Origin of the sequence: Pseudomonas alliivorans, from assembly GCF_017826695.1 — a bacterium.
GTDB lineage: Bacteria > Pseudomonadota > Gammaproteobacteria > Pseudomonadales > Pseudomonadaceae > Aquipseudomonas > Aquipseudomonas alliivorans.
Genome location: NZ_JAFFZW010000008.1, coordinates 111,120 through 136,831 on the forward strand (window position 1 = coordinate 111,120; position 25,712 = coordinate 136,831).

General features: G+C 59.0%; 23 protein-coding genes. 14 read left to right on the forward strand and 9 right to left on the reverse strand.

Annotation, left to right across the window (positions count from 1 at the left end; all coding sequences use genetic code 11):
• The first annotated feature begins 11 nt into the window (after positions 1-11).
• Genes aauS through JTJ32_RS19975 form a run of 3 tightly spaced genes read left to right on the forward strand, consistent with a single transcriptional unit; the run spans position 12 to position 3,652 of the window.
• The gene (aauS, locus tag JTJ32_RS19965; RefSeq protein WP_099226121.1) at positions 12-1,928 is read left to right on the forward strand and encodes a two-component sensor histidine kinase AauS; all 1,917 of its coding nucleotides are present in this window, start codon (positions 12-14) and stop codon (positions 1,926-1,928) included.
• Between the two features lie 10 nt (positions 1,929-1,938).
• Positions 1,939-3,267: a two-component response regulator AauR gene (aauR, locus tag JTJ32_RS19970; protein ID WP_099226122.1), complete on the forward strand. Its 1,329-nt coding sequence runs from the start codon at positions 1,939-1,941 to the stop codon at positions 3,265-3,267.
• A 19-nt stretch (positions 3,268-3,286) separates the two neighbouring features.
• Entirely contained in the window at positions 3,287-3,652 is a 366-nt protein-coding gene (locus JTJ32_RS19975) for a GlpM family protein (RefSeq protein WP_180274215.1), read from the forward strand.
• Between the two features lie 17 nt (positions 3,653-3,669).
• Here the strand turns inward: JTJ32_RS19975 and JTJ32_RS19980 are convergent, their stop codons facing one another.
• From JTJ32_RS19980 to JTJ32_RS19990, 3 genes are all read right to left on the reverse strand, one after another.
• On the reverse strand, positions 3,670-4,317 hold the full coding sequence (locus tag JTJ32_RS19980; RefSeq protein ID WP_099226123.1) for a DsbA family oxidoreductase: 648 nt from the start codon (positions 4,315-4,317) through the stop codon (positions 3,670-3,672).
• A gap of 70 nt (positions 4,318-4,387) precedes the next feature.
• Positions 4,388-5,380: an alpha/beta fold hydrolase gene (locus JTJ32_RS19985; RefSeq protein ID WP_210043060.1), complete on the reverse strand. Its 993-nt coding sequence runs from the start codon at positions 5,378-5,380 to the stop codon at positions 4,388-4,390.
• Positions 5,381-5,511: 131 nt separating this feature from the next.
• Positions 5,512-6,213, reverse strand: a complete 702-nt coding sequence (locus tag JTJ32_RS19990) for a uroporphyrinogen decarboxylase/cobalamine-independent methonine synthase family protein (protein WP_210043061.1) — start codon at positions 6,211-6,213, stop codon at positions 5,512-5,514.
• A gap of 106 nt (positions 6,214-6,319) precedes the next feature.
• On the opposite strand from JTJ32_RS19990, the gene metR reads away from it, so the two are divergent.
• A complete protein-coding gene (gene metR / locus JTJ32_RS19995; protein WP_099226126.1) occupies positions 6,320-7,237 on the forward strand; it encodes a transcriptional regulator MetR in 918 nt (305 codons plus the stop codon).
• A 15-nt stretch (positions 7,238-7,252) separates the two neighbouring features.
• Here metR and JTJ32_RS20000 read toward each other — a convergent pair whose 3' ends face one another.
• From JTJ32_RS20000 to JTJ32_RS20010, 3 genes are all read right to left on the reverse strand, one after another.
• On the reverse strand, positions 7,253-7,663 hold the full coding sequence (locus tag JTJ32_RS20000; RefSeq protein ID WP_210043062.1) for an NUDIX hydrolase: 411 nt from the start codon (positions 7,661-7,663) through the stop codon (positions 7,253-7,255).
• A complete protein-coding gene (gene ddlA, locus JTJ32_RS20005; protein ID WP_210043063.1) occupies positions 7,660-8,751 on the reverse strand; it encodes a D-alanine--D-alanine ligase in 1,092 nt (363 codons plus the stop codon). The genes JTJ32_RS20000 and ddlA overlap by 4 nt, the downstream gene beginning before the upstream one ends.
• Before the next feature lie 152 nt (positions 8,752-8,903).
• A complete protein-coding gene (locus tag JTJ32_RS20010) occupies positions 8,904-9,185 on the reverse strand; it encodes a type B 50S ribosomal protein L31 (protein WP_099226129.1) in 282 nt (93 codons plus the stop codon).
• Between the two features lie 208 nt (positions 9,186-9,393).
• Between JTJ32_RS20010 and JTJ32_RS20015 the strand changes: the two genes are divergently transcribed.
• The 5 genes from JTJ32_RS20015 to JTJ32_RS20035 all read left to right on the forward strand — a co-directional run bounded on the left by JTJ32_RS20015 (position 9,394) and on the right by JTJ32_RS20035 (position 14,523).
• Positions 9,394-9,759 carry a hypothetical protein gene (locus tag JTJ32_RS20015; protein WP_099226130.1) on the forward strand — a complete coding sequence of 122 codons (366 nt, stop codon included), beginning with the start codon at positions 9,394-9,396 and terminating at the stop codon, positions 9,757-9,759.
• A gap of 220 nt (positions 9,760-9,979) precedes the next feature.
• On the forward strand, positions 9,980-11,596 hold the full coding sequence (locus JTJ32_RS20020; protein ID WP_099226131.1) for an FMN-binding glutamate synthase family protein: 1,617 nt from the start codon (positions 9,980-9,982) through the stop codon (positions 11,594-11,596).
• A 152-nt stretch (positions 11,597-11,748) separates the two neighbouring features.
• Complete coding sequence (locus JTJ32_RS20025) at positions 11,749-12,879, forward strand: OpgC domain-containing protein (RefSeq protein ID WP_099226132.1); 1,131 nt, start codon at positions 11,749-11,751, stop codon at positions 12,877-12,879.
• Between the two features lie 233 nt (positions 12,880-13,112).
• On the forward strand, positions 13,113-13,724 hold the full coding sequence (locus JTJ32_RS20030) for a hypothetical protein (protein WP_210043133.1): 612 nt from the start codon (positions 13,113-13,115) through the stop codon (positions 13,722-13,724).
• A 121-nt stretch (positions 13,725-13,845) separates the two neighbouring features.
• Entirely contained in the window at positions 13,846-14,523 is a 678-nt protein-coding gene (locus JTJ32_RS20035) for a hypothetical protein (protein WP_210043064.1), read from the forward strand.
• A 52-nt stretch (positions 14,524-14,575) separates the two neighbouring features.
• On the opposite strand, the gene JTJ32_RS20040 is transcribed toward JTJ32_RS20035, so the two are convergent.
• Positions 14,576-15,490, reverse strand: a complete 915-nt coding sequence (locus tag JTJ32_RS20040) for a hypothetical protein (protein ID WP_210043065.1) — start codon at positions 15,488-15,490, stop codon at positions 14,576-14,578.
• Between the two features lie 311 nt (positions 15,491-15,801).
• On the opposite strand from JTJ32_RS20040, the gene JTJ32_RS20045 reads away from it, so the two are divergent.
• The 3 genes from JTJ32_RS20045 to JTJ32_RS20055 all read left to right on the forward strand — a co-directional run bounded on the left by JTJ32_RS20045 (position 15,802) and on the right by JTJ32_RS20055 (position 20,366).
• Positions 15,802-18,921 carry a transglycosylase domain-containing protein gene (locus JTJ32_RS20045; protein ID WP_210043066.1) on the forward strand — a complete coding sequence of 1,040 codons (3,120 nt, stop codon included), beginning with the start codon at positions 15,802-15,804 and terminating at the stop codon, positions 18,919-18,921.
• A 78-nt stretch (positions 18,922-18,999) separates the two neighbouring features.
• Positions 19,000-19,590, forward strand: a complete 591-nt coding sequence (locus tag JTJ32_RS20050) for a PadR family transcriptional regulator (protein ID WP_099226136.1) — start codon at positions 19,000-19,002, stop codon at positions 19,588-19,590.
• Positions 19,587-20,366: a siderophore-interacting protein gene (locus tag JTJ32_RS20055; RefSeq protein ID WP_184320883.1), complete on the forward strand. Its 780-nt coding sequence runs from the start codon at positions 19,587-19,589 to the stop codon at positions 20,364-20,366. Before JTJ32_RS20050 ends, JTJ32_RS20055 begins: the two co-directional genes overlap by 4 nt.
• 46 nt (positions 20,367-20,412) lie before the next feature.
• Here JTJ32_RS20055 and JTJ32_RS20060 read toward each other — a convergent pair whose 3' ends face one another.
• On the reverse strand, positions 20,413-21,072 hold the full coding sequence (locus tag JTJ32_RS20060; RefSeq protein WP_099226138.1) for a Pr6Pr family membrane protein: 660 nt from the start codon (positions 21,070-21,072) through the stop codon (positions 20,413-20,415).
• Positions 21,073-21,114: 42 nt separating this feature from the next.
• Positions 21,115-21,342 (reverse strand): VF530 family protein, encoded by a 228-nt coding sequence (locus tag JTJ32_RS20065; RefSeq protein ID WP_122462503.1) that lies wholly within the window; start codon positions 21,340-21,342, stop codon positions 21,115-21,117.
• Between the two features lie 313 nt (positions 21,343-21,655).
• Here JTJ32_RS20065 and JTJ32_RS20070 point away from each other — a divergent pair, with 313 nt between their 5' ends.
• A complete protein-coding gene (locus JTJ32_RS20070; protein ID WP_210043067.1) occupies positions 21,656-23,017 on the forward strand; it encodes a carbohydrate porin in 1,362 nt (453 codons plus the stop codon).
• Positions 23,018-23,142: 125 nt separating this feature from the next.
• The gene (locus JTJ32_RS20075; protein WP_210043068.1) at positions 23,143-25,569 is read left to right on the forward strand and encodes a glucose/quinate/shikimate family membrane-bound PQQ-dependent dehydrogenase; all 2,427 of its coding nucleotides are present in this window, start codon (positions 23,143-23,145) and stop codon (positions 25,567-25,569) included.
• Positions 25,570-25,712 lie beyond the last annotated feature (143 nt).

Sequence of the window (25,712 nt, forward strand, 5' to 3'; positions counted from 1 at the left end):
GGACGACTGTGATGAAATGCGACCCCACTCTTTATCGCGCCGCGCCGCCATCACTTGCCGTGAAACCCCGCCTGATTCGCCAGCTGTTCCTCCCGCCCCTGATCTTCGTGCTGATGATCGGGCTCGGCTACGCTGCGTATCTGGTCAGCGAAAACAACGGCATCAAGAGCCTGAGCGAAAGCGGCGAACGTCAGTTGGAACTGCATGCTCGCACGGTCGAAAGCGAGATCAGCAAATACACCTACCTACCCAGCGTCCTGGAGCTGGAATCCAGCGTTTCGCAGTTGCTCAACGAGCCGACTCCCGAACTGCAGCAGGAGGTCAATCGCTACCTTGAAGGCCTGAACCGCCGCAGTCGCAGCCGCGCCATCTATGTGCTCGACACCACCGGCCGCGTTCTGGCCACCAGTAACTGGCGTGACAGCGACAGCTATCAGGGCGAAGACCTGTCTTTCCGTGCCTATTTCCAGGATGCCGTGCGCGGCCTGCCCGGACGCTTCTACGGAATCGGCACCACCACGGGCGAATCCGGCTATTACCTGGCCCATGGTCTGGAAGAGAAAGGCCGGATCATCGGTGTTGCGGTGATCAAGGTTCGACTCGAAGCCCTTGAAGAACGCTGGCAGCGGGCACGCCTGGAAGCCTTCGTCAGTGACGAGAACGGCATCATCATCCTGTCCAGCGACCCGGCCCGCCGACTGAAATCGGTGCGTCCGCTGACGCCGGACATCAAGGAACGGCTGGCGCGCAGCCTGCAATATTACTGGTGGCCGCTGAACGAACTGGTACCGCTGGAACGCGAGTCGCTGTCCGAAAGCGTCGAAAAACTCACCTTCCCCGCCAACGCTACCGTTGACCGCGAGCACACCCAGGTCAGCTATCTGGCGCAGACACGCCCCTTGAGCGACAGCCCCTGGCACCTGACCCTGCTCACCCCGCTGGAAGACCTGCGCCGGGAAGCCGCCAGCCAAGGCATGCTGGTGGCCGTGGCCTGTGCACTGGTGACGTTTTTACTGATTGCCTGGAACGAACGCCGCAAGGTAATCGCCACCCGACTGGCCGCGCGCGAGGCGCTGGAAGCCGCCAACAATGAGCTGGAGCGCAAGATTGCCGAGCGCACCGAGCACCTGCGCGCCAGTAACGAACGCTTGAAGGCGCAGATTCGTGAACGTCGACAGGCCGAGGACACGTTGCGCAAAGCCCAGGATGAACTGGTGCAGGCCGGCAAACTCGCCGCCATCGGCCAGATGTCCACCAGCATCGCCCACGAGTTGAACCAGCCGCTGGCGGCCTTGCGTACACTGTCCGGCAATACGGTGCGTTTCCTGGAGCGCGGCGCGCTGGAAACCGCCAGCACCAACCTGCGCACCATCAATGATCTGGTGGACCGCATGGGGCGCATCACGGCCAGCCTGCGCGCCTTCGCCCGACGCGGCGACGACAAGGGCCAGGCTCAGTTGTGCAAGGCTCTGGACGCGGCGCTGCAGTTGCTTGCCGTACGGATCGAACAGTCCGCGCTGAAGGTGCACCAGGATTTTGCCGATGCCACGCTGGCCATCGACCAGACGCGTCTGGAACAGATCCTCGTCAACCTGATCGGCAACGCGCTCGACGCCATGCACGCACAGCCCAGACCCGAGCTGTGGATCGAAGGAGCGATTGCCGACGGTCGTTACCGTCTGCTGGTGCGCGACAACGGTCACGGAATCGACATGGAAGCGCGCAAACATCTCTTCGAACCTTTCTTTACAACCAAACCCGGCGAACAAGGCCTCGGGCTCGGCCTGACCCTGTCAGCAAGCCTGGCGGCTGCGGCGGGCGGCAGCCTGAGTGCCGAGCATCCGGGAGATGGCGGCACCAGCTTTATCCTCTGCCTGCCATTCATCGAAAACGCTCCAACCGAACCTCGCCAGGGCGAGCCGACATGAGGCAACACCCATGAACATCAACAACGACCTGACCGTCCTGATCGTTGAAGACGATCCGCACGTGCTGCTGGGTTGTCAGCAGGCACTGGCGCTGGAAGATATTGTCAGCGAAGGTGTTTCGAGCGCCGAAGAAGCCTTGCTGCGCATTGGCGACAACTTTGCAGGCATCGTCATCAGCGATATCCGTTTGCCAGGCATCGACGGGCTGGAGTTGCTGACCCGCCTCAAGGCCCGCGACAGCAGCTTGCCCGTGGTGCTGATTACCGGGCACGGCGATATTTCGATGGCCGTCAACGCCATGCGCGACGGCGCTTATGACTTCATGGAGAAGCCCTTCTCGCCCGAGCGCCTGGTGGACGTCACGCGTCGCGCGCTGGAGCAGCGCGGACTGGCGCGGGAAGTCTGGTCGCTGCGCAGGCAACTGGCCGAGCGCGACTCGCTGGAAGGCAAGATCATCGGCCGCTCACCGGCCATGCAGAACCTGCGCGCCCTTATTGCCAATGTCGCTGACACCTCGGCCAACGTGCTGATCGAAGGTGAAACCGGCACCGGCAAGGAACTGGTCGCCCGTTGTCTGCACGATTTCAGCCGGCGCAAGGGCAGCCAGTTCGTGGCCCTCAATTGCGGAGGTCTGGCGGAAAGCCTGTTCGAGTCGGAAATCTTCGGCCATGAGGCCAACGCGTTTACCGGTGCGGGCAAGCGCCGGATCGGCAAGATCGAACACGCTGACAACGGCACGCTGTTTCTCGATGAAGTGGAAAGCATGCCGGTCAACCTGCAGATCAAACTATTGCGAGTACTGCAGGAGCGCACGCTGGAACGTCTCGGTTCAAACCAGAGCGTGGCGGTGGATTGCCGGGTCATTGCCGCCACCAAGTCCGATCTGAACGCACTGGGCCGGACCAACCAGTTTCGCAGCGACCTGTATTACCGGCTGAACGTCGTGACGCTTGAGCTTCCGCCACTGCGCGAGCGTCGTGAAGACATTCTGCAATTGTTCGAGCACTTCCTGCAGTTGTCCTCGCTGCGATTCGACCGCGAGCCACCTGAACTGGACCGCCAGACCGTGTCGAACCTGATGAGCCATGACTGGCCGGGTAATGTGCGGGAGTTGCGCAACGTTGCCGAGCGCTTTTCGCTGGGTTTGCCCGCCTTCAAACAGACCGGCACGGTGATCGAGAATCAAAGCCTGGGTTTTGCCGAAGCGGTTGAGGCCTTTGAGCGCAACCTGCTCAGCGAGGCCTTGCAACGCAGTGGTGGCAATCTCAGCCAGGCCAGTCAGGAATTGGGCATGGCCAAGACCACGCTGTTCGACAAGGTCAAGAAATACGGGCTCTGAACCGTCAACTCACGGCGCGATGACGCCTTTCAAGCAGGAGAATCCATTGGATCTGGTACTCAAGGCCCTGTTGGGCGGCGCGGTGGTGGTAATACTTGCGGCGCTGGCCAAGACCCGCAATTACTACATCGCAGGCCTGGTGCCGCTGTTTCCAACCTTCGCGCTGATCGCCCATTACATCGTCGGCAAGGGCCGTTCGCTGGACGATCTGAAAACCACCATCCTGTTCGGCATGTGGTCGATCATCCCCTACTTCGTTTACCTCGCGGCGCTTTACCTGCTGGTCGACCGTCTGCGCCTGGAAGCCTCACTGGCACTGGCAGCCGTCGCCTGGCTGATCGCTGCGACGCTGCTGGTGACGGTGTGGGTCAGGATTCACGGATAACGGCGTCAGCGATTTTCTTATTTCGCTTCGCTGACAATCTGCCGAATCGCGCTGACAAACACATCCACCGGCTGACCGCCCGAAACGGCGTACTGGTCGTTGAACACGATGGTCGGCACCGAGCTGACGCCGCGTGAGGTCCAGAGCTGTTCGGCCTCGCGTACCTCGCTCGCGTATTCGTTATTATCCAGAACGGCTTGAGCGCGCACGCGGTCCAGACCCACTTTCTGCGCCACATCTGCCAGTGTCTGGTGATTGGAAGGATCTTTAAGATCGCTGAAATACGCTTCGAACAGTGCGTCTTTCAAGGCATGCTGCTTGCCTTCAAGCTCGGCCCAGTGCAGCAGACGATGGGCGTCGAACGTGTTGTAAATACGCCGCTCGCCCTGAGCGAAGACAAAGCCCTGCTCGGCACCGCGCTCGCGGATGGTGTCGTGGATGCCTTCGATCTGTGCGGGTGTCGAACCATACTTTTCGGCGATGTGTTCCTTGATGTCCTGCCCTTCGGCCGGCATGTTCGGGTTCAGCTCGAACGGCTGGAAATGGATCTGTGCCTGTACTTCATCGCCCAGTTCAGCCAGCGCCTTGTCCAGCGCTCGCAGACCGATGACACACCAAGGGCAGGAAACGTCGGAAACGAAATCGATTTTCAGTGCAGTGCTCATGCAGGCCCTCGCTCAATCGGCAAAAACCACACGATACACTTCTGCCCATCCCTTTCAACCGTGCCGGGTTTTACAACTGGGCCAGGCTGCGACCGTCTTCGTGCTGCGCCTTCAGGTAAGGCAGCACGGCGCCGAGCAGAGGCGCCTTGAACGCCTCTTGAAAACGGTGCGCAAGCCCTGGGATCAATCGCAACTGACTGCCCTGAATATGCGCCGCGACATGCACGCCATGCATTACCGGCAGCAGCGGGTCAGCCGTGCCGTGCACCACAAGCACCGGCAAGCGCAGGCGGTTGAGCAGTTCGACACGACTAGGCTCTGCCAGAATCGCCATGATCTGACGCTTGACGCCCTCAGGGTTGAACGCCCGGTCATAGGACACGGCAGCCTGATGCAGCAGTTGCGCCCGATCATCCTTGACCTCCGGGCTGCCCAATGCCGCCAGCAGGTCGGCCTGTTGTTCGATGGCCATCTCGCGGTTCGGCGCACCACGGCGGGCCAGCAATTGCATCAACGCTGCGCTGGGCATCGGCAGACCCTGCGCGCCGGAACTGGTCATGATCAGCGTCATGCTCTCGACCCGCGAAGGCGCAAGATCAGCCAGATGCTGGGCAATCATCCCGCCCATGCTGGCACCGAGCACGTGGAACTGCCGAATCTGCAACACATCCATCAGGCCCAGCGCATCGTCGGCCATGTCGGTCAGCGAGTAAGGCGCGGACACCGGCAGGCCCAGCTTGTAGCGCAGCACTTCATAGGTAAGGTTGGCATCGGCAGGCTGTTGCACCCAGGTCGACAGACCGACATCACGGTTGTCGTAACGAATCACGCGATAGCCCTGCTGACAGAGCGCAACCACGACTTCATCAGGCCAGTGAATCAATTGCCCGCCCAGCCCCATGACCAGCAGCAAGGCAGGGTCGGACTCACTGCCGATACTCTGGTAGGCAATCCGGACGTCCTTGAGGTCGGCCATTTGCACAGGAACATCAACACTGCATTGATCGGCCGCAAAAGACGGCAAGCCGCACAAAAGCGCGGCCAGAAAAAGTAAAACCCGCATGAAAAAACACCAAAAAACAGATCCCCAGTAGGCCGCGAGTCTGATGATGTTTTACAAAGCGCGCTGCCACAGTTACGTGACAATTTGATGAAGGGTGCTCAACGGTCGTTTACGGGCCTGAGCAAACCCGATCAGGCACAGGCCAGCAGCAGGTTATCGCCAAACCGGGCACGCGCCTCCTGAACCAGCTCGACCTGATCGCTGGCGCTGCCGAGGGAAAGGACTTTGTAGACCGGCAGGCGATCAAACACCGGCGCCAGCTGCTCAGGCACGCTGACGCTGTCGATGTGCAGGCCGGTAACCGGCAACAAGGCGGCTACGCCAAGGTTGTCCTTAAGGTCGCCACGGTAGGTCGCGACCAGTTTCTTCATCGGTGAGTATTGAAGGATGTGGTACGCGCGCTCAAACGCATTGCGCCATTCCAGCGGCAGGTCCAGGGTCAGGATCGGCTCATCGATCTGCACCCACTCGACACCTCTGGCAGCCAGTCGACCGAAAATCTCGCCGTAGGCAGGCAACAGTCGTTCCAGCAGGTCGAGCTTGTCCAGGCCCTCTTCTGCCCGAGCGAACCAGAGGTACGTCAGCGGACCGATGACAGAAGTTTTGTGACCCTGCGCTTCGGCTTCCTGAGCATCCTTGAGCAGCAGCTCCCAATCCGGCTGGAAACGCTGGTCCTTAACCAGATGAGGAATCAGCGACGAAAACTGATCCGCCATCCACTGGTCTGGCGTGTGCGGAGAGGATTCATCACGCTGCCAGCACGCCCGCAGAGCCTGTTGCAATTCACGATCAGCGCCGATGCGCAGCGAGTCAGGGGTGTGTGCCAGAGCCATGAGGCGTCCTCCATAAAAGATGGTGCTATTGTCGACAGCCGAAGCATCATGAGACAAACTCATTTTTTTCGTGTTGATCACAAATACTATTCATGGAGCACTGACCGTGCTTGAGATACGCCACCTCAAAACGCTCCACGCCCTGCGTGAAGCTGACAGCCTTGTAGAAGCGGCCGAACGCCTGCACCTGACCCAGTCGGCACTCTCACACCAGTTCAAGGAACTGGAAGAGCGCATGGGCATGCCGCTGTTCGTGCGCAAGACCAAACCGGTTCGGTTCACCAGTGCCGGTCTGCGCCTGCTGCAACTGGCAGATTCGCTGCTGCCCCAGCTTCGCGGTGCCGAACGGGACATCGCACGGCTTGCGGGCGGCACCGCGGGCCGCCTGCACATGGCCATCGAATGCCACAGCTGTTTTCAGTGGCTGATGCCAACCATCGACCAGTTCCGTGATGCCTGGCCGGAGGTGGAGCTGGATCTGTCCTCGGGCTTCTCGTTCGCTCCGCTGCCTGCGCTGGCCCGTGGCGATCTGGATCTGGTCGTGACTTCGGACCCGCTGGAGTTGCCCGGCATTACCTACGTGCCGCTGTTCACCTACGAAGCAATGCTCGCGGTTGCCAATCAGCATGCGCTGGCGAGCAGACCCTACGTGGTTCCTGAAGACCTGTTGACTGAAACGCTGATCACGTATCCGGTTGAACGCGACCGGCTGGATATCTTCACGCGTTTTCTCGAACCAGCCGACATCGAGCCCGCGCAAGTGAGGACTTCGGAACTGACCGTGATGATGATGCAACTGGTCGCCAGCGGACGTGGCGTGTGCGGCATGCCCCACTGGGCGCTGCACGAGTACAGCTCGCGCGGCTATGTCAAAGGCAAGCGGCTTGGTGAGAAGGGATTGTTCGCAACGCTTTACGCCGGTATCCGCGCCGACATGCTGGACGCCCCTTACATGCGCGATTTTCTGCTGACCGCCAAGGACACTTCATTCTCGACGCTGGACGGTGTCAGCGCGGTTCGCTGACACCCTGCCTGCAACTCAGACGACCTGGGCCTGCCGCTGCCTGTAGAGCGGCAGAATGAGGTCGCGGGTCAGCGGAGCCAGGTGCAGCTCCACGTCAGTCTGCGTGCCGATCCAGATCACTTCCTCAATCTCGGCAGCGGGCACCGCCTGCGCGTCGGTCATCACCTCGAACAAATGGCAATGAACCTCAAAGCCAGGTTCATTGGCCGCAGGTGCGGTGAACTCACCGAGGAAAGCGGCCTGTTGCGGATCAATGACCAACCCCAGCTCTTCTTTCAGTTCCCTGGCCAATGCCACGGCTGCGGCTTCGCCAGGTTCTATCTTGCCGCCCGGCTGCATGAACGCCTGGGTGCCGCGTTTGCGCACCAGCAGGGTCTTGCCATCCGCAGCGATCAGCAAGGCTGCCGCAATAGTGATGAGCTTCATGCAAAGATATCCGTCTTCAGCAGTCGCGACTCGTCGGCGCGCTCCAGCGCCAGCGTGATCAGCCGATCAATCAGCCCGGCGTAGGAAAGACCGCTGGCCTGCCACAACTTGGGGTACATGCTGATGGAGGTGAAACCGGGAATGGTGTTCACCTCGTTGATGATGATGTCGCGCGCCTCGGTGACGAAGAAATCGACCCGAGACAGCCCTGCACAGCCAAGCACCTTGTAGGCGGTCAGCGCGACATTGCGCACCTCATCGCTCAGATCCGTAGCCAGCTCTGCCGGAATCGCAATACGTGCCTGATCGCCGTTGAGGTATTTGGTGTCGTAGGCATAGAACTCATCATTGGCAACCACCTCACCGCACACGCTGACCTGCGGATCGCGGTTGCCCAGCACAGCGCATTCCACTTCACGCCCCACAATGCCCTGTTCGATCAACAGTTTGTGGTCGAACTGGAAACCCAGCGCCAGAGCAGCCTGGAAACCGGCTTCGTCCATGACCTTGCTGACGCCCACCGAAGAACCCTGGCTGGCCGGTTTGACGAACATCGGCAAACCCAGCTGACTGGCCACGTCGGTAAAGTGGACGGTCTGGCCGCGGGTCAGCACGACAAACGGCGCGACGGCAATCCCGGCATCGCGCAACAGACGCTTGGTCACGTCCTTGTCCATGCAGGCGGCCGAGCCGAGCACGTCAGGGCCTACAAACGGAATCGCCAGCAGGCGCAGCAGGCCTTGCAGCGAGCCATCTTCGCCAAAGGCACCATGAATCAGCGGAAACACCACCTCGATACGCGCCAGTTGCTTACCGGTTTCAACCTCGACGAACTGACCGTCAGCGCTGCCCGGCAACAGTGCCAGACGCTTGCCCGCAGTGCTCAGGCTGATTCTTGCCGGGTCGTCCGGATTGAGCAGGTAATCGCCTTCGTCGAACCACAACCAGTTGCCCAGTTTGTCGATGCCGATCAGGGTCAGCTCATAGCTTCCACGATCAATCGCATTGATCACATTGCGCGCGGACTGCAACGAAACTTCGTGTTCGCTGGATTGCCCACCGAAAATGATGGCCACTGACTTTTTCAAAGCGGGTACTCCTGTTTTTCAGGCCGCGAAGATAAAAGCAATTCCCGCCAATAGTCCAGAGGACGAGTGGTCGCAACCCTCAATCCCGGCAAAAAAAATCCCGGTCATGGGCAATCCTGTACGGATGGCCCCTGACCGGGACGGGTGATGGATCATTGACCTGTAGAAGCGTCTTTCCTGGTGCCGGAACCAAAGGTGGCGAAACGCTTGTTGAAACCTGCGATCCGGCCTTCGCTGGTGGTCTTGCGTTGCTGGCCGGTGTACATCGGGTGCGATGCGCTGGACACGTCGAGCGCCACGTAGGGGTAAGTATTGCCGTCGGTGTGCTGGTGGGTGCGCTCTGTATCCACTGTCGAACCGATCAGAAAGTAGACGTCGGCTGCGGTGTCATGGAACAGCACGGTGCGGTATGCGGGATGGATATCGGGTTTCATGGATGCCTCCGGTCAAGCATGTGATTTAAGCGTTATACAGTAACATAACGGAATTTCCGGATGATAATGATTCCTGTCGATTCGCTCCATCGGCGGGCTTGATCGGGCTGCCGCTTGACGCTAAGGTTCGGCGCGCATCTGCAACATCGGTGGCATCGGATGGACCCTCAAGCGCCGATGGAACAATAAAAAAGCCAGTAGGATTTTCATGCCTGACACCCCCCACTACGACCTGCCCTCACATGCTTATGAACGCTTGATCGAGGCCCGTGATTCACTGCGATTGCTCGATGGTTATGTCAACAAGACTGATGTCATGTGCAACCCTTCGATGCTGCTGGGTTATGTCTCGATGCTGCAGAACGCCTTGCAGGACGTGATCAAGGCCAGCACCCCCACAGCACCTCGCGACAGCTTCATGCACAAGGAAGACGAACCCGGTTTCGTCGCGCTCAACCCCAAAGAGCAGGCCCTCATCCAGCATCTACGCTGGACCAGCCTGGAAGGTCGTGAAGAAGTGTATGCAGCCACCGAACGCCTGCGACATCTCAAGCCCCGGCTGCTGGAAAGCTGAACGAACGCTGCGACACAGGCAAAAGCAATCACCCGCGCTTCATTTACTGCTCACACCCATAGCGGCAACCCGCTACATTTCAGTGGTGCTCCCTGCCGACTCGTTCTGCGAGCAGGCCGGGACGTAAACTCTCCGGCAGCCCCGCAGTCCTGCAAGCCGTAACCGCAGGCAAAGACGGGGCGCCCAGCGCAGAAAACCGCCATTAGTCCAAGGATGTCGTATGAGCCTCTCGCTACTCAGTCGTTATGCCGTTTTCGTCGGATGCGTACTTTTCACGCTGTTCAGCCTGCCGTTCTGGCACCACGAGTGGCTGTGGCCGTTCACGCTGCTGACCGCAATGCTGAGCGTCGTGGGCATCATCGACCTGCTGCAGTCGCCGCACTCGGTTCGCCGCAACTACCCGATCCTGGGCAACATTCGCTACGCCGTCGAAGCGATACGCCCCGAAATCCGCCAGTACCTGCTCGAATCCGACAGCGACGCCCTGCCCTTCTCGCGGGCACAGCGCTCGCTGGTGTATTCGCGTGCCAAAAACGAATCGGCCGACAAGCCTTTCGGCACGCTGATCGATGTCTATCAGACCGGTTTCGAATTCATCGGCCACTCCATGCGCCCAGCCCCGTTGAGCGATCCCAACAGCTTTCGTGTATTGATCGGCGGCCCGCAGTGTTCGCAGCCCTATTCGGCATCGATCTTCAACATCTCGGCCATGAGCTTCGGCTCGCTCAGTGCCAACGCCATCCGAGCACTCAACAAAGGCGCCAAACAGGGCAACTTTGCCCACGACACTGGTGAAGGCAGCATCAGCCCTTATCACCGCGAACATGGCGGCGACCTGACCTGGGAGCTGGGCAGCGGCTATTTCGGTTGTCGCACAGCGGATGGCCGCTTCGATCCCGAGAAGTTCGCGGCGCAGGCGAGCAATCCGCAGGTGCGCATGATCGAGATCAAGATGAGCCAGGGAGCAAAACCCGGTCATGGCGGCATCCTGCCCAAGCACAAGGTGACTCAGGAGATCGCCGATACCCGAGGTATCCCGATGGGCGAGGATTGCATTTCGCCGTCCCGGCACAGCGCGTTCTCCACGCCTTTCGAGCTGATGCAGTTCATCGCACAGTTGCGTGAGTTGTCGGGCGGCAAACCGGTTGGCTTCAAGTTCTGTCTGGGCCATCCGTGGGAATTCATGGGCATCGCCAAGGCCATGCTCGACACCGGAATCTACCCGGACTTCATCGTCGTCGACGGTACCGAGGGCGGAACCGGTGCCGCGCCGGTCGAATTCACCGATCACATGGGCACACCGATGCGTGAAGCACTGCTGTTCGTGCATAACACGCTGGTTGGCCTGAATCTGCGCGAGCAGATCCGCCTGGGTGCCAGCGGCAAGATCGTCAGTGCTTTCGATATTGCCAGTGTGCTGGCGATTGGCGCTGACTGGGCGAACTCCGCAAGGGGCTTCATGTTCGCCATCGGTTGCATCCAGTCACAAAGTTGCCACACCAACAAATGCCCGACCGGAGTTGCGACTCAGGACGCGCTGCGTCAGCGCGCGCTGGTGGTGCCGGACAAGGCCGAGCGGGTGTACAACTTCCATCGCAACACCCTCAAGGGTCTGGCCGAAATGCTTGCGGCAGCAGGCCTCGACCACCCCTCGCAACTGGAAGCCAAACACCTGGTACGACGCATGTCAGCCACGGAAATCAAACTGTTTTCGCAAACCCACGTCTTCCTGCAACCCGGGCAATTGCTCAACGGCGTGCAAGACGACAGCTTCTATTCACGGATGTGGCGCATGGCCCGTGCCGACAGCTTCGAGCCAGCCGATGAAGTGGCGTGAGGCTCGGTCTGGAGACATTCTGTAATAGCCTGATTTTGCAATTGCCATGATTTAACGCCACCCTGCCGCGCCGCCGAGACAGACAGACTGGCGGCGCGGAACCTCAGCCCTGTATGGCCCATCTTATTAGCAACTTTCAAGAGTCCACCGTTATGACTAACGGACGCGATCATCGAATCGACTTTTTTCGAGGCCTGGCGCTGATCTTCATCTTCTGGGATCACGTGCCGGACAACCCTCTGGCCCAACTGACCGTGCGCAACTTCGGCTTCAGCGACGCGGCCGAAATCTTTGTGTTTCTGGCGGGCTACGCGGCCATCCTGGCCTACGGGCGCATTGCCCGACGCGAAGGCCTGCTGGTTGCAGGCGTGCGGATCCTGCGGCGCACCTGGGTGCTTTACGTCGTGCACATCTTTCTGCTGACCCTGCTGATGGGCATCGTTTTCGTCGCCAACAACCACGTCGAAACCCGCGACATGGTGCAGCAGATGGGCCTCGAATATTTTGTCGGCAATCCACAACAAGCATTGGCCGATGAGCTCCTGCTGCGCTTCAAACCCAACCTGACCGACCCCTTGCCACTCTACATCGTACTGCTGCTTGCCTTGCCACTGATCCTGCCTTTGATGCTGCGCAAGCTGGAACTGGCAGTAGGGCTGTCCATTGCGCTGTACATGATGGTGCCGCTGTTTGGCTGGAACCTGCGCGCCTACGAAGGCGGTGGCGTCTGGTACTTCAACCCGGTCGCCTGGCAGTTGCTGTTCGTGCTCGGTGGCGCCTGTGCACTGCGGGCTGAAACGCACGTCGCCAAGGAACGGCGCCCGCTGCATCGGCAACCGCTATTCGTCGTATCTGCCGTTTATGTGCTGATCGCAGGCGCACTGACGTTCAGCGAAAAATGGCCGGGCCTGCACACAGCACTGGTGTCGACGCTGCAACTGGAAACCTTCTACCCCATCAGCAAGACCGACCTGGCACCGGTTCGCCTGCTGCACTTCCTGGCGCTGGTCTATGTGGTTGCCCGCCTGCTGCCCGCCACCAGCACCTGGCTTGAAAACTGGCCCGCCCGCCAGACCTGCCGCATGGGCCGCTACTCACTGGAAGTCTTTTGTCTGGGCGTACTGTTGGCACCGCTGGCCGACATGGCCAACGCACTGGCGGGTGACACCTGGCCGATGCAAGTGACCACCGCAATGATCGGATTGGGATTAATGATGCTCATGGCTAACGGACTCGAGCTGAACAAACGCTTCGACAAAGCGCCCCGCCTGTTACCCACCTGAGAACAGCATCACACTCGACAACCCTCTCGGAAGTTTCCTACTGCTTTATCAGGCCAAGTTTTTCTGGACATGGCCGTTATCCGGTATGAACTCAACGGGAGGGTAATGCCTTGAATATCAACACCGTGACAAACCATGTAAATCCGCTAACGTCTGAAAGACCGTTACAGAACAGAACGGTCGAAGATTTAAGTGGGGATATCGTCCCCCTCTCTGTTTCGCCAAAACATCTGATGCTGCCGCCCAAGGCTGCACGCGACCCGAATGAAGAGTTTTACCATTACGAAAAAACGCCTTGGCTGACTAAAAAAGCCCAAGGCACTATGGGAAACTATCTGACGCATAGTTCCGATACATTTTTTGAACATGATCGACAAGAATTTCTGAACGAGGAAATCGAGAGGTTTCAAACATCCGTCTGCAGAATGTTCGACGACTTTCATGACTTCAAACAGCAGCTTTCCTATTTGAACCCGGAGCTTGCCAACAAACACTATGGTTTCACGCTAGGCTTCGATGAGCACATCAAGGTGACCGACCCGGACGGTGTATTGACGCCCGCCGAGCACACCTACCTCACCGAGGAGCTCAACAAGCGTCAGCCACTCAAGGATGCGCTGGTTAACAATGCAAAAAGCATCATGACGCTGCTGGACCATTACCCGGAAAAATTCGGCACAGAGCACACACTCAATCTGGAGAGTTTCAGCAAGGTCATCGATTACGGCCAGGTATTCAGCCGCAACACCATCGGTAACTTTATGGACACCATCATTTACCAGATCGAACGTAATGCCCCGAAACGCGAGGTCGTGGAGGGCGCACGGGTGGATGTTCACGCTTGATTCGAGAAAGGCTTCACAACAAAACGTCGCATCGGAAATGCCCTACGAGGTTATCAGGCCAAGCTTTTACCCTGACGGCCGTTATCACAGGAAGCGTCATCCATTCAGCAAGGAGCGAGACATGAATATCAACAGCGCTATTCCATATTACATACCGTCTCAAACACCGCGGCAGACGCTTGCGCCTCTGCCGACCGACCTCCCTTCCAATGCATTAACGGATCAGGAAAAGAAAGAAGCTTTTGCGAAAGAGTTTTACACGAGGGAGGAAGAGCCTTGGAAGGGAAAGTTTGTCAATTACGGGGACGACACAATAAAAAACGAACTGCGCGAGATGACTAAAGATCAGTATTTAATTTTTGCGAGCATGGAGGCCAGCATTGAACTCAGCAACCAGTATTCATTTTTTTGCCACTTCAAAGAACAGATTTTAGATGCGCGACCTGACCTGGCAGAGAAAAGCTTCAGTTTCACTCTTGGCGACGACGCGGAGATCAAAATACTGGACACTGGAAAAAGTCTGAGCGATGACGACTTGAAGTGGTTGACCGGAGCCATCAATTCCGGCGCCGACTTCAAAAACTCGGTACGACAAGGTGCGAAGCTTATAATGAGTCTTGTTGACCACGACCCCAAACACTTTTCAGGAAAAACCAACCTGAGCCTTTTAAACTTTCAGCACATTATTGATCTTGGCAAAGCACTCACAGACCCGCACAGCATGATTGAAGGATGGATGAAGCAAGTAAAGGAGCATGACGAGAAGAATGGAAACTCCCTGATCAACACCTACGCTTAGGTATTTCAAAAAGGGCGCTCCGCAGGCAAGCGGAGGCGCCCTACCCTAGAAGTTAAGGTCTTGTATGCAAATTGGTTAGCCAGCGCTTGCACAAATGCCCTAGCTTAAATTCGTGGGCCCTGTCTTCCAACTGCCCTGTCAAAATATTGTTAGCCTTATAGTGTCCCCTCTCGTAACGCGTACTCCACGTGAGTCTTGTCTTGTCGACATTTTCATAGATACTGTCTGCGAGCCGTCCACCTTCGCAGCGTTTGAACTCTATCAACTCTGATATTTTTCCATTTTTATCAGATGAGAAAACGTCTCTCACCTCCTCTCCGGTGCCCGTAGTCAGTGAAAAGTCCAGCTGACCACCCTCCAACGGATACGCCTTGCTGTCGGTAAAAGTCGCCTCCAGCGTCGCCTCTTTGAACGCCTGAGTCGCAAGAAATCCTTCTAGGTACTGCTGAAAAGCTGAAATCGGCAAAATGCCCTTCTCGTTGAGCAGGTCGTAATTCATGTGAGGAAACGACCCGAACACGATCCTGTATTCAGTGCTCGCAAATTTGACCCCCTCAACGGCGAGGACGCGGACGTTGACCTGAGAGCCGGGGTTCAAGCCCGATATCTTTTGAGCGCCTGCATAGGGTTTAGGCTTCCACGCGGCACCGTCAATTTGATATTCAACTTTCCATAGTTTGTCGTATTGACTGCCGGGCGTCGTCAGCAATACATCCTGACCACGAATTGCGGTAAAGCTGTACTGATGGACCGCCGAATTACTCTCCAGCATCTGACTGATCTCGTGAATCTTATCGGAGAGTACGACGACACCTGGAGCTTCCGCACGCAGCGCCGATGTTGCCTGTGGAGCATCCGGCATAACATCTGCAACCCTACTTTCACCCTGTGCAAGCGCATGGCAGGACACCGCCAGAAACAGTCCAGACAACAGCAGACGGCATGCAGCGTTTTTATTGATATTCATCTTTAACCTCAACTTCAATCCATTAATTCATGCCGGGCATCATTGCCACTGACGGCCTGGACGTAATCAGTTGAGTCGCCGAAGATCAACACCTAAAACAACTTTAAGGAAACGTCCTACACACTAATAACTGGCAAACTTTAACTATATAACGCACGTCAATCAGCTCTGGTTTACATCGACCGGGATTTGGCTGACCGCCTCTCAACGCCTGCGAAGCTCTCTAAATTCCTCCCGACAATTTCTCCTGCAATCCCGCCCAGCGTCTAAGCTTGTCTCAGGTGCGTTAACAGGGTGACGGGCCATCGACTATGGGCGTATTAAGGCATTCCGATAGCAGGCAAGATGTGATTTCCGCTGACCGTCAGGATGACCCACGCGCGCCGAAGCATTCCCCTCGTAAACGTTACGGATGGCGGGTGTTCTGGGTGGTCGTGGCATTGGGAGGTGTAGCGCTCGGCGCAGCGGTGGCGGTCGAAAGCCGCAGTTCCAGGCTTCAGGCCCGGGAGTTCAGCCGTTTTGCCGCCAGCCTCAGTTACTCGGTGCAGCCTGGACCGAGCACGGATGTCGTGTACCCGGGTGACGGGCCTTTCGACAAACGTCTGGGGTATTCCTCGCTGGATGAATTTCTGCCGCGTCTGCTGAAGCGCGATTACGTGATCACCCGACAGGCGCGCTTTTCCCCCGAGCTGATGCGTTACAGCCAGCGCGGTTTCTTTGTGCCTTATCAGGAAAAGATTCAGGCGGGGCTGTCGATCACCGACTGCCGGGGCGCGCCGCTGTATGAGTTCCGCTATCCACAGCAGTTTTATCCAGCCTTTGCCGACATTCCGCCGGTGGTCGTTCACAGTCTGCTGTTCATCGAGAACCGCGACCTGCTCGACCCGCAGCAGCCGCTGGCCAATCCGGCAGTGGACTGGCCACGCTTCGCCAAGGCGGCGTGGTCGCAGATCGCGAGAATGCTGTCGCTGCCCGGCCAGTCGGCAGGCGGCAGTACGCTGGCCACGCAGTTGGAAAAGTACCGTCACTCGCCGGATGGGCTGACGCAGTCGGGCTCGGAGAAGATCCGGCAGATGATCTCCGCCAGCGTCCGCGCCTATCAGCCCGGCGCGCAAACGCTGGAAGCGCGCCAGCATGTAGTCCGGGATTACCTCAATAGCGTGCCGTTGTCAGCCGTGCCCGGTCATGGCGAGGTACACGGCCTGGCTGAGGGGCTGCGGGTCTGGTTCGGTGCGGACTTTGCCAGAACCAACGAAATACTCGCGTCCAGTCCTGCCGACAGGAAAGGCCTGAACGAGAAAGCGCTGGCCCTGCGTGAGGTGCTGTCGCTGGTGATTGCCCAGCGTCGACCTTCCCATTACCTGGCCAAGGGAAGGCTGGAACTGGCAGAGCTCACCGACAGCCATATCCGTTTGCTGGCGCAGGCCAATGTCATTGATCAGTCCCTCGCCGATGCCGCGCTGGCGACGACAGTCACCTACCGCGACTGGGTGCAGCAGCCGACGATTCAACCTATCGAAACCAACAAGGGCATCAGCGTTGCGCGTACCCGTCTGTCGAACCTGCTGAATCGACCGCTCTATGATCTGGACCGTCTAGACCTGTCGGCCACCAGCACCCTGCACGGGCAGTTGCAGACTCAGGTCAGCCAATACCTGCGTGATCTGGCCGACCCGGAGTTCGCCCGCAGCATGGGGCTGATGGGCGAACGGCTGCTGTCCCCGGCCAGCACTGCGCAGGTGCGTTATAGCTTTACGCTTTTCGAACGCGGCGCGGATGGCTCCAGGGTCAGGGTACAGACCGACAGCACCGACCAGCCCTTCGACATCAACGAGGGCAGCAAGCTGGAACTGGGCTCGACCGCCAAGATGCGCGTGCTCACTACCTATCTGGAAATCATCGCCGAACTGCACGGGCGTTACGCCGACATGAGCGTTGCGCAATTGCGAAAAGTACCGATTGAAGAACCGGATCGCCTGACCCGCTGGTCGGTGGATTATCTGCTGCAGAACAAGGATCACGATCTGTCGAAGATGCTCGCGGCGGCGCTGGATCGTACCTACTCGGCCAGCCCTGGAGAAGCGTTCTTCACTGGCGGCGGCATGCATCGTTTCAACAACTTCAGACACGAAGACGACGGACGCATCCCGACCTTGCGCGAATCGCTGCGCGAGTCGATCAACCTGCCGTTCATTCGTCTGATGCGCGATGTGGTGCGCTACAGCACCTATCAGGCACCCAGCAACAGCGCGGCGTTGCTCAAGGACGACGACAACCCGCGTCGTCAGGAATACCTGAGCCAGTTCGCCGATCGCGAAGGCACCGTGTTCCTGCTGCGTTTCTGGAAGCGCTACAAGGACAAGACCACTCAGGAACGCCTGGACACTTTTCTGGATGGCATCCACCCCACTGCCATTCGCCTGGCTGCCGTGCATCGTTACCTGTTGCCGGGTGCCGACCGCACGACCTTCAATGCCTTCGTTCGTGCGCACCTGGAAGACCCGAGAACGACGTCGAAACTGACTGAAAAGCGTCTGGCGGATCTGTATGACAGTTACGCCCCCGGCGCGTATGACCTGCCCGATCAAGGCTACATCGCGCGGGTGCATCCGCTGGACCTGTGGCTGGTGGGCTATCTGCTCAAGCATCCCGACGCGCAGTTCAAGGACGCCGTGGCCGCCAGCCGTTTCGAGCGCCAGGAAGTCTATGGCTGGTTGTTCAAGAGTCGGCACAAAGGTGCGCGCGACAGCCGCATCCGCACGATGATGGAGGTCGAAGCGTTTCTGGACATCGAGCAACGCTGGCAGCGCGTGGGTTATCCGTTCGATCATCTGGTGCCTTCGCTGGCAACTGCCATCGGCAGCTCCGGTGATCGTCCGGCCGCGCTGGCAGAGTTGATCGGCATCATCCAGAACGATGGCATCCGTCTGCCTGCAGTACGCATCGACAGCCTGCATTTTGCTGCCGACACGCCCTACGAAACCGAACTGACCGTCAATCCGGAACTGGGTGAGCGAGTGCTGCCGTCCGAAGTGGCCGCAGCCATGCGCGAGGCGTTGTCGCAAGTGGTGGACGGCGGTACGGCAAAACGCGTGCAGGGCACTTTCAAAATGCAGGATGGCAGCGTGCTGGCGATGGGCGGCAAGACCGGCACCGGCGATAACCGTATCGAGAGCATCGGCGCAGGCGGACGCATCCTCAGTTCGCGGGCCGTCAACCGTACGGCGACATTCGTGTTTTACATCGGCGACAACCATTTCGGCACGCTGACGGCTTTCGTTCCAGGCCGTGCCGCCGAAGGCTTTCGCTTCACCTCGGCACTGCCGGTGCAGGTGCTCAAGGGCATGGCGCCACTATTGACTCCTTACCTGGAAGACCACGGCAAGGCGATGTGCAACTCGCCGTCTACCGCTCAAAACACCAGAACGTGACCTCGTTACCGTTCGTCATCATCTCTTGCAACGCAATTTAGATATATCTTAAGGTATATCTAACGTGTACAGAGAGAGATGAAGACTATGCGTGATGACGCTCATCACCCCCACCCCCGCCCCCACCATGTGCGTGAAGACCGCGACGGTTTTGAGAAACGTCCCGGCCGTGAACGCGGTGGACGTGGCCCGCGTGTATTTGCTCCGGGCGATCTGAAATTACTGCTGCTGGCGCTGATCGCCGAGCAGCCTTCCCACGGCTATGACCTGATCCGCAAGATTGAAGGCCTGTTCGACGGCGCCTACTGCCCGAGCCCTGGCGTGATCTACCCGACCCTGACCTTTCTGGAAGAAAGCGAGTTGATTCTCGGCGACGCCCAGGCCGGCAAGAAGCTTTACACCGTGACCGATCCCGGCCGCGCGTCCCTGCTGGAGCAGGCCGTTGCACTGGACGGCGTACGCACCCGTATCGAGGTCAGCAAGCGTTCGCTGCGCGGGCATGACCGACCGCCGGAAATCCACGAAGCAGTTCATAACCTGCGCCACGCGATGCACATGCACGATGGTCGCTGGAGCCCGGAGGAAATCATTCGGGTCCGCGACCTGTTGAACAACACCGCCAAGGCCATCGTCGATGGGCCGCAATCAGCCTCGGAGCCGTCTCAATGATTTCCGAACAAACTCAGGAACAATCGATCCACCGCGTCATGCATGAGATCAAACGTCGCAAGCTCACCGTGCTGCGCGTGACCCAACTGACGCCGCTGATGCGGCGCATTACCCTGCACGGCCCTGAGCTGAGCGGCTTCATCAGCCTGGGCACCGACGACCACGTCAAACTGTTCTTCCCGCGCACGCCTCAGGAACAAGAGGCCCTGGAAACCCTGACGCCTGCCAGCGACAAGGACGCACCACGTCCCCCCATGCGCGACTACACACCGCGTCGCTACGACGAAGCCACCGGCGAGCTGGATATCGATTTCGTGCTGCATGGCGAAGGCCCGGCCGCTACCTGGGCAGCCCAGGCTGAACCGGGACAGTGCCTGCACATTGCCGGTCCGAAAGGTTCGATGGTGGTACCGGACATGTTCGACAGTTACTTGCTGATTGGCGATGAAACCGCCATTCCGGCCATCGCCCGTCGTCTGGAATCGCTGCCTGCCAACCGTGCTGCGCTGGTGGTGGTCGAGGTGGCCAACGAGCAGGAACAGCAGGTATTCCAGAGCGCGGCACAGGTCGATGTGATTTGGATCGTCCGAGGCGAGCAGAGCCTGATTGATGTCACCCGCCGTCTGGAAATGCCCGAGGGCAAGCTCTACGCCTGGGTGGCGACAGAATCCGGCCTGTCTCGCAAACTGCGCCGGGTATTGCTGGAAGAATTCGGGCTCGACGAAGCGTTCGTCAAGGCCGCCGGCTACTGGAAGCTGGACGGCGAAGAGGCTTGAATCTCGAGGGTCTGGCGCCCTCGGCTGCGCCAGACCATGCCGCGCCTCACTTCTGGCGACGCGACGCCCGGCGATCCACCTCCACCAGCATCAATGCGATCACCACGAACCCCAGCAACACACCCAGAGCGTTGATGAAGGCTTTGGTGAAGCCAATCGTGCCGATATCGATGAAGGGGTACATGTAGTCGCCGACCACGTCGCCGCGCAGCAGGATGTAGGCGAAGTACACAATCGGGTACAGCGCCCACAAAAACACATGCTTAACGCGCAACAGCCCCTTGGGCACGCACCGCCACCAGTACGCCAGAAACGTCAGCGGCATCACGTCATGCAGTAATTCGTCGGCGACGAATTGCCAGCCTTGCGGGTGCCATAGATGGCGCAACAGGATGTTGTAGGCAATACCGACCACGGCGATGCTCACCGCGATGCCGCTGCACACCACCGGATCGCGAAAGAACCGATGCCCTGCCGACTGCCGCCCACTGAGCGCACAACTCAACGCGACCGCCACCAGCGTATTGGTGAGCACGGTGAAGAAACTGAAGAACCGGACCAGTCCTCCCAACAGGCTCGCCTGATCCATCCAGCGGCCAATCAAAATCAGATACAGCTGAATCGCAAGCCCCGCCCAACCCAGACAGGCAGCCAGCAAGAGGATGTAACGCTGCCGTTGGGAACGAGGCAGGTGGTGACTGTGCATCGGTGTGCTTCCTTGGATATCAGCCTCCCTGCCATGCGTTGATTACCAGCCTTTGCTGCGGTGCAGCTTTTTGTACAGACCTTCCACTTTCTCCCGAGCCCACGGCGTCTTGCGCAGAAACGTCAGGCTGGACTTGATGCTCGGGTCGCTCTTGAAGCAGCGAATGTCGATGCGTTCGGCCAGGCCCGACCACTCATAGTGCTCGACCAGGACGGTGAGAATCTGTTCCAGCGTGACGCCGTGCAGCGGGTCGGTATTGGGTGTTGTCATGTCAAACCTTGAAACCCGTGAGTGGGTGCAATACAGGAAGGTGCGCACCTTAGCCGACCCATCGGACATCGGAAAGGGCCAGGTGTGCGGCAGGGCCCGCATCACAGGTTAAAAATAGTGCCTTAAAGCACTGTTACCAAATCTGCAATGATCCATGTCAAGGAAAGCCCTTTTCGTAAACTAGTTAGCGTCCTATCATTGTCGCCTTCATAGCTGAACCGATTCTCTGCATCCGGAGTTTCACCGATGCCCGCCAAGACGGTCACGGGGAGCCTCGTCGTTCCTGAAAAAATCAAAAAGAATGCCCTTTTTCATGCCCAAATCATCAAAGCGTTACCGCTTCGCTACGGTTCACCGAGCTGTCAGTCTGTGCGGCCTGACACTGCTCGGCCTGGCAGGCACAGCCCATGCCGCGCCCGCTCTGTCACCCGATTCATCCTGGATGCTGGGTGACTGGAGCGGCAAGCGTACCGACCTTTCCACGCAAGGTATCGATTTCAAATTCGATTACACCAGCGAGACCGGAGCCAATCTGCACGGCGGCTACAACCACGAAAAGGCCACCCGCTACAGCGACCAGATCGCCGTCGGCGCTCATCTGGACCTGCAGAAAATCCTCGGCTGGCATGACGCCGAGTTTCAGCTGACCCTGAACAACCGTAACGGCGATAACATCAGCAACGACCGGATCGGCGATCCGCGCACCGGCACGATATCTTCTTCGCAGGAAGTCTGGGGACGCGGCAGTGTCACCCGGCTGACACAGATGTGGTATCAGCAGAAGTTCTTCGACCAGGCCTTGAGCGTCAAGCTCGGCCGCTTCAACGAAGGTGAGGACTTCAACAGCATACCCTGTGACTTTCAGAACCTGTCGCTGTGCGGCTCGCAGGTCGGCAACTACGTCAACACCTGGTACAACTGGCCGATCAGTCAGTGGGCGATGCGCATCAAGTATCAGCTCACGCCTGACGTCTTCGTGCAGGTCGGCGCCTTCGAGCAAAACCCGTCCAACCTGGAAAACGACAACGCCTTCAAACTCAGCGGCAGTGGCACCGAAGGTGCGGTATTGCCGGTGGAGCTGGTCTGGTCGCCCAGCGTCGATGGCTTGCCGGGTGAATATCGCGCCGGTTATTACTACAGCACCGCCGATAGCGAAGACGTCTACAAGAATACCGATGGCCAGCCCGCGGCGCTCACCGGGACGGCGTATCGTGGTGCTTCGAGCAAACATGGCGTGTGGCTGAATCTGCGCCAGCAGGTCACCCGGCACGATGGCGATGCCAGCCGCGGCCTGAGTCTGTTCGCCAATGGCACGCTGCACGACAAGAAAACCAACATGGTGGATAACTATGTTTCGGTCGGCATGGTCTACAAAGGCCCGTTCGATGCCCGTACTCAGGACGATATTGGTCTTGGTCTGTCGCGTATTCACGTCAATCCGGCGTACCGGAAAAACGCTGATGCACGAAATCAGGCAGCGGCGGTCTACGACTACAGCGACCCATCCTTCATGCCTTTGCAAGACACGGAATACAACGCCGAGCTGTATTACGGCGTGCATGTGGCCGACTGGTTGACCGTGCGCCCCAACCTGCAATACGTGCGTCATCCGGGCGGGCTGGACGAGGTCGACGATGCGCTGGTGGCCGGATTGAAAGTGCAACTCTCGTTCTGACCAGCGGTTGAATTCAACCGCTGGTAAATCGTCTCAACAGTTAGTCTGGTTTCAAGAGTGGCTCAGGACCCTGCAGAGGTTGCGGCGCCGGGGTCAATCATTCAATTCTCGCGGAGATTCGCATTATGAGCACTGATGGTGCTTCGGGTAGAAATCGTCTGTTACCGACACTGCTCGGGCTGGTGATTCTGTTGATGGGGCTGGCCTTGCTGGTCGGCGGCATCAGGTTGCTGCAACTGGACGGCTCGCTGTATTACCTGCTGGCCGGTATCGGCTTTGCGGTGACCGGCGTGCTGTTGATGACCGGGCGCAGTGCTGCGCTGGGTCTCTATGCGTTCCTGCTGTTCGCCAGTACGGTCTGGTCTCTGTGGGAAGTCGGTCTGGACTGGTGGCAACTGGTGCCGCGCCTGGCGCTGTGGTTCGCGCTGGGGCTGGTACTGCTGCTGCCATGGTTCCGCCGTCCGCTGCTGCATAACGGCCCGGCCCGCATGGGCACCGGTGCGTTGAGCATCGCCGTGGTGCTTGCCGGTCTGACCGCGCTGGCCAGCCAGTTCACCAACCCTGGCCGCATCGAAGGCCAACTGGATCGCGAGACCGCAGGCACAACCAATACCGCGCCCGCCATGCCCGACGGTGACTGGCAGTCCTATGGCCGTACCGCATTTGGTGATCGCTACTCTCCGTTGGCACAGATCACGCCGGAGAACGTCAGCAAGCTGGAGCCAGCGTGGACGTATCGCACCGGCGACATTCCAGGCCCGAACGACCCGGGCGAAACGACCGCCGAGAACACCCCGCTCAAGGTCAACGGCATGCTGTATGTCTGCACGCCGCACAGCCAGGTGATCGCACTTGACCCGGACACGGGCAAGGAAATCTGGCGCTTCGATCCGAAGATCAGCACCCAGAACGCCGAGAATTTCAAAGGCTGGGCGCACATGACGTGCCGTGGTGTCTCGTACCACGATGACGCAGCCTATGCCGCCGCCGGTGCTCCGGCTCAAAGCCCGGCTGCTCCGGCTACGACGGACGCTTCGACTGCAAGCGCTTCCTGCCCGCGCAGAATTTTCCTGCCGACTGCCGACACCCGTCTGATCGCCCTGAACGCCGACACCGGCAAGATGTGCGAAGACTTCGGCAACAAGGGCTCGGTCGATCTGACGGCCAACATGGGCACGTTCGCACCGGGTGGCTACTACTCCACCTCGCCTCCGGCCGTGACCAAGGACCTGGTGATCATTGGTGGCCACGTCACCGATAACGTCTCGATGGACGAACCGTCCGGTGTGATCCGTGCGTACGACGTACACACCGGTCGTCTGGTCTGGAACTGGGACAGCGGCAACCCTGAAGCCACAGCGCCTATCGCTGAGGGACAGGTCTACACCCGCAACTCGCCGAACATGTGGTCCATGTTCAGCGTCGATGAAAAGCTCGGCATGATCTACCTGCCGATGGGCAACCAGACGCCTGACCAGTGGGGCGGCGACCGTACGCCAGAATCCGAGAAGTACAGCGCGGGCCTGGTTGCACTGGACATCGCCACCGGCAAGGTGCGTTGGGATTACCAGTTCACTCACCACGACCTGTGGGACATGGACGTGGGCGGTCAGCCGACCCTCATGGACATGAAAACCGCTGACGGCATGAAACCAGCCGTTCTGGCCTCGACCAAGCAGGGCAGCATCTATGTGCTGGACCGCAGCAACGGTCAGCCTATTGTGCCGATCAACGAAGTGCCTGTGCCACAAGGCGCGGTCGAAGGCGATCACACCTCGCCGACCCAGCCCAAGTCTGACCTGAACTTCATGCCGCCTCCGCTGAAAGAGCGCGACATGTGGGGTGTGACCCCGTTCGACCAGATGCTGTGCCGGATCGACTTCAAGTCGCTGCGTTACGACGGTCCGTTCACTCCGCCATCGCTGCAGGGTTCGATCGTTTATCCAGGCAACTTCGGCGTCTTCGACTGGGGCGGTATCTCCATTGATCCGGTCCGCCAGATCGCATTCGTGAATCCGAGCTACATGGCGTTCCGCTCCAAGCTGGTGCCATCGGCTGAAGTCGAAGGCGGTCCGGGCCGCAAGAGCGAAACCGAAGGCGTACAACCGAACAAGGGCGCACCGTATGGCGTGATCCTCGAAGCACTGCTGTCGCCAATGGGCCTGCCTTGCCAGGCACCCGCATGGGGTTACGTGGCTGCGGTCGATCTGACCACCCACAAGACCATCTGGATGCACAAGAACGGCACCGTGCGTGACAGCTCGCCGGTTCCGATCCCCCTGACCATGGGCGTTCCAAGCCTGGGCGGTACGTTCACCACCGCCAGCGGCCTGGCGTTCCTGAGCGGTACGCTTGACCAGTACCTGCGCGCCTACGACGTTCGTAACGGCAAGCAGCTGTGGGAAGGCCGCCTGCCAGCAGGCGCTCAGACCACACCAATGACCTACACCGGCAAGGACGGTCAGCAATACGTGCTGGTCGTGGCCGGCGGTCACGGCTCGCTGGGCACCAAGCAAGGTGACTACGTGATGGCGTTCAAACTGCCGAAGTGATGTTGCGCTGAGGTAAAGGAAAGGCGGCCATCGAAAGATGGCCGCCTTTTTTTGTGCGCTCGGATGACTGAATGCATTCCCCATGGGAGGGGGTTTATGGCTGCGCGAAAACATGTATATAAAGATGAGCGCGGAACCGTGGA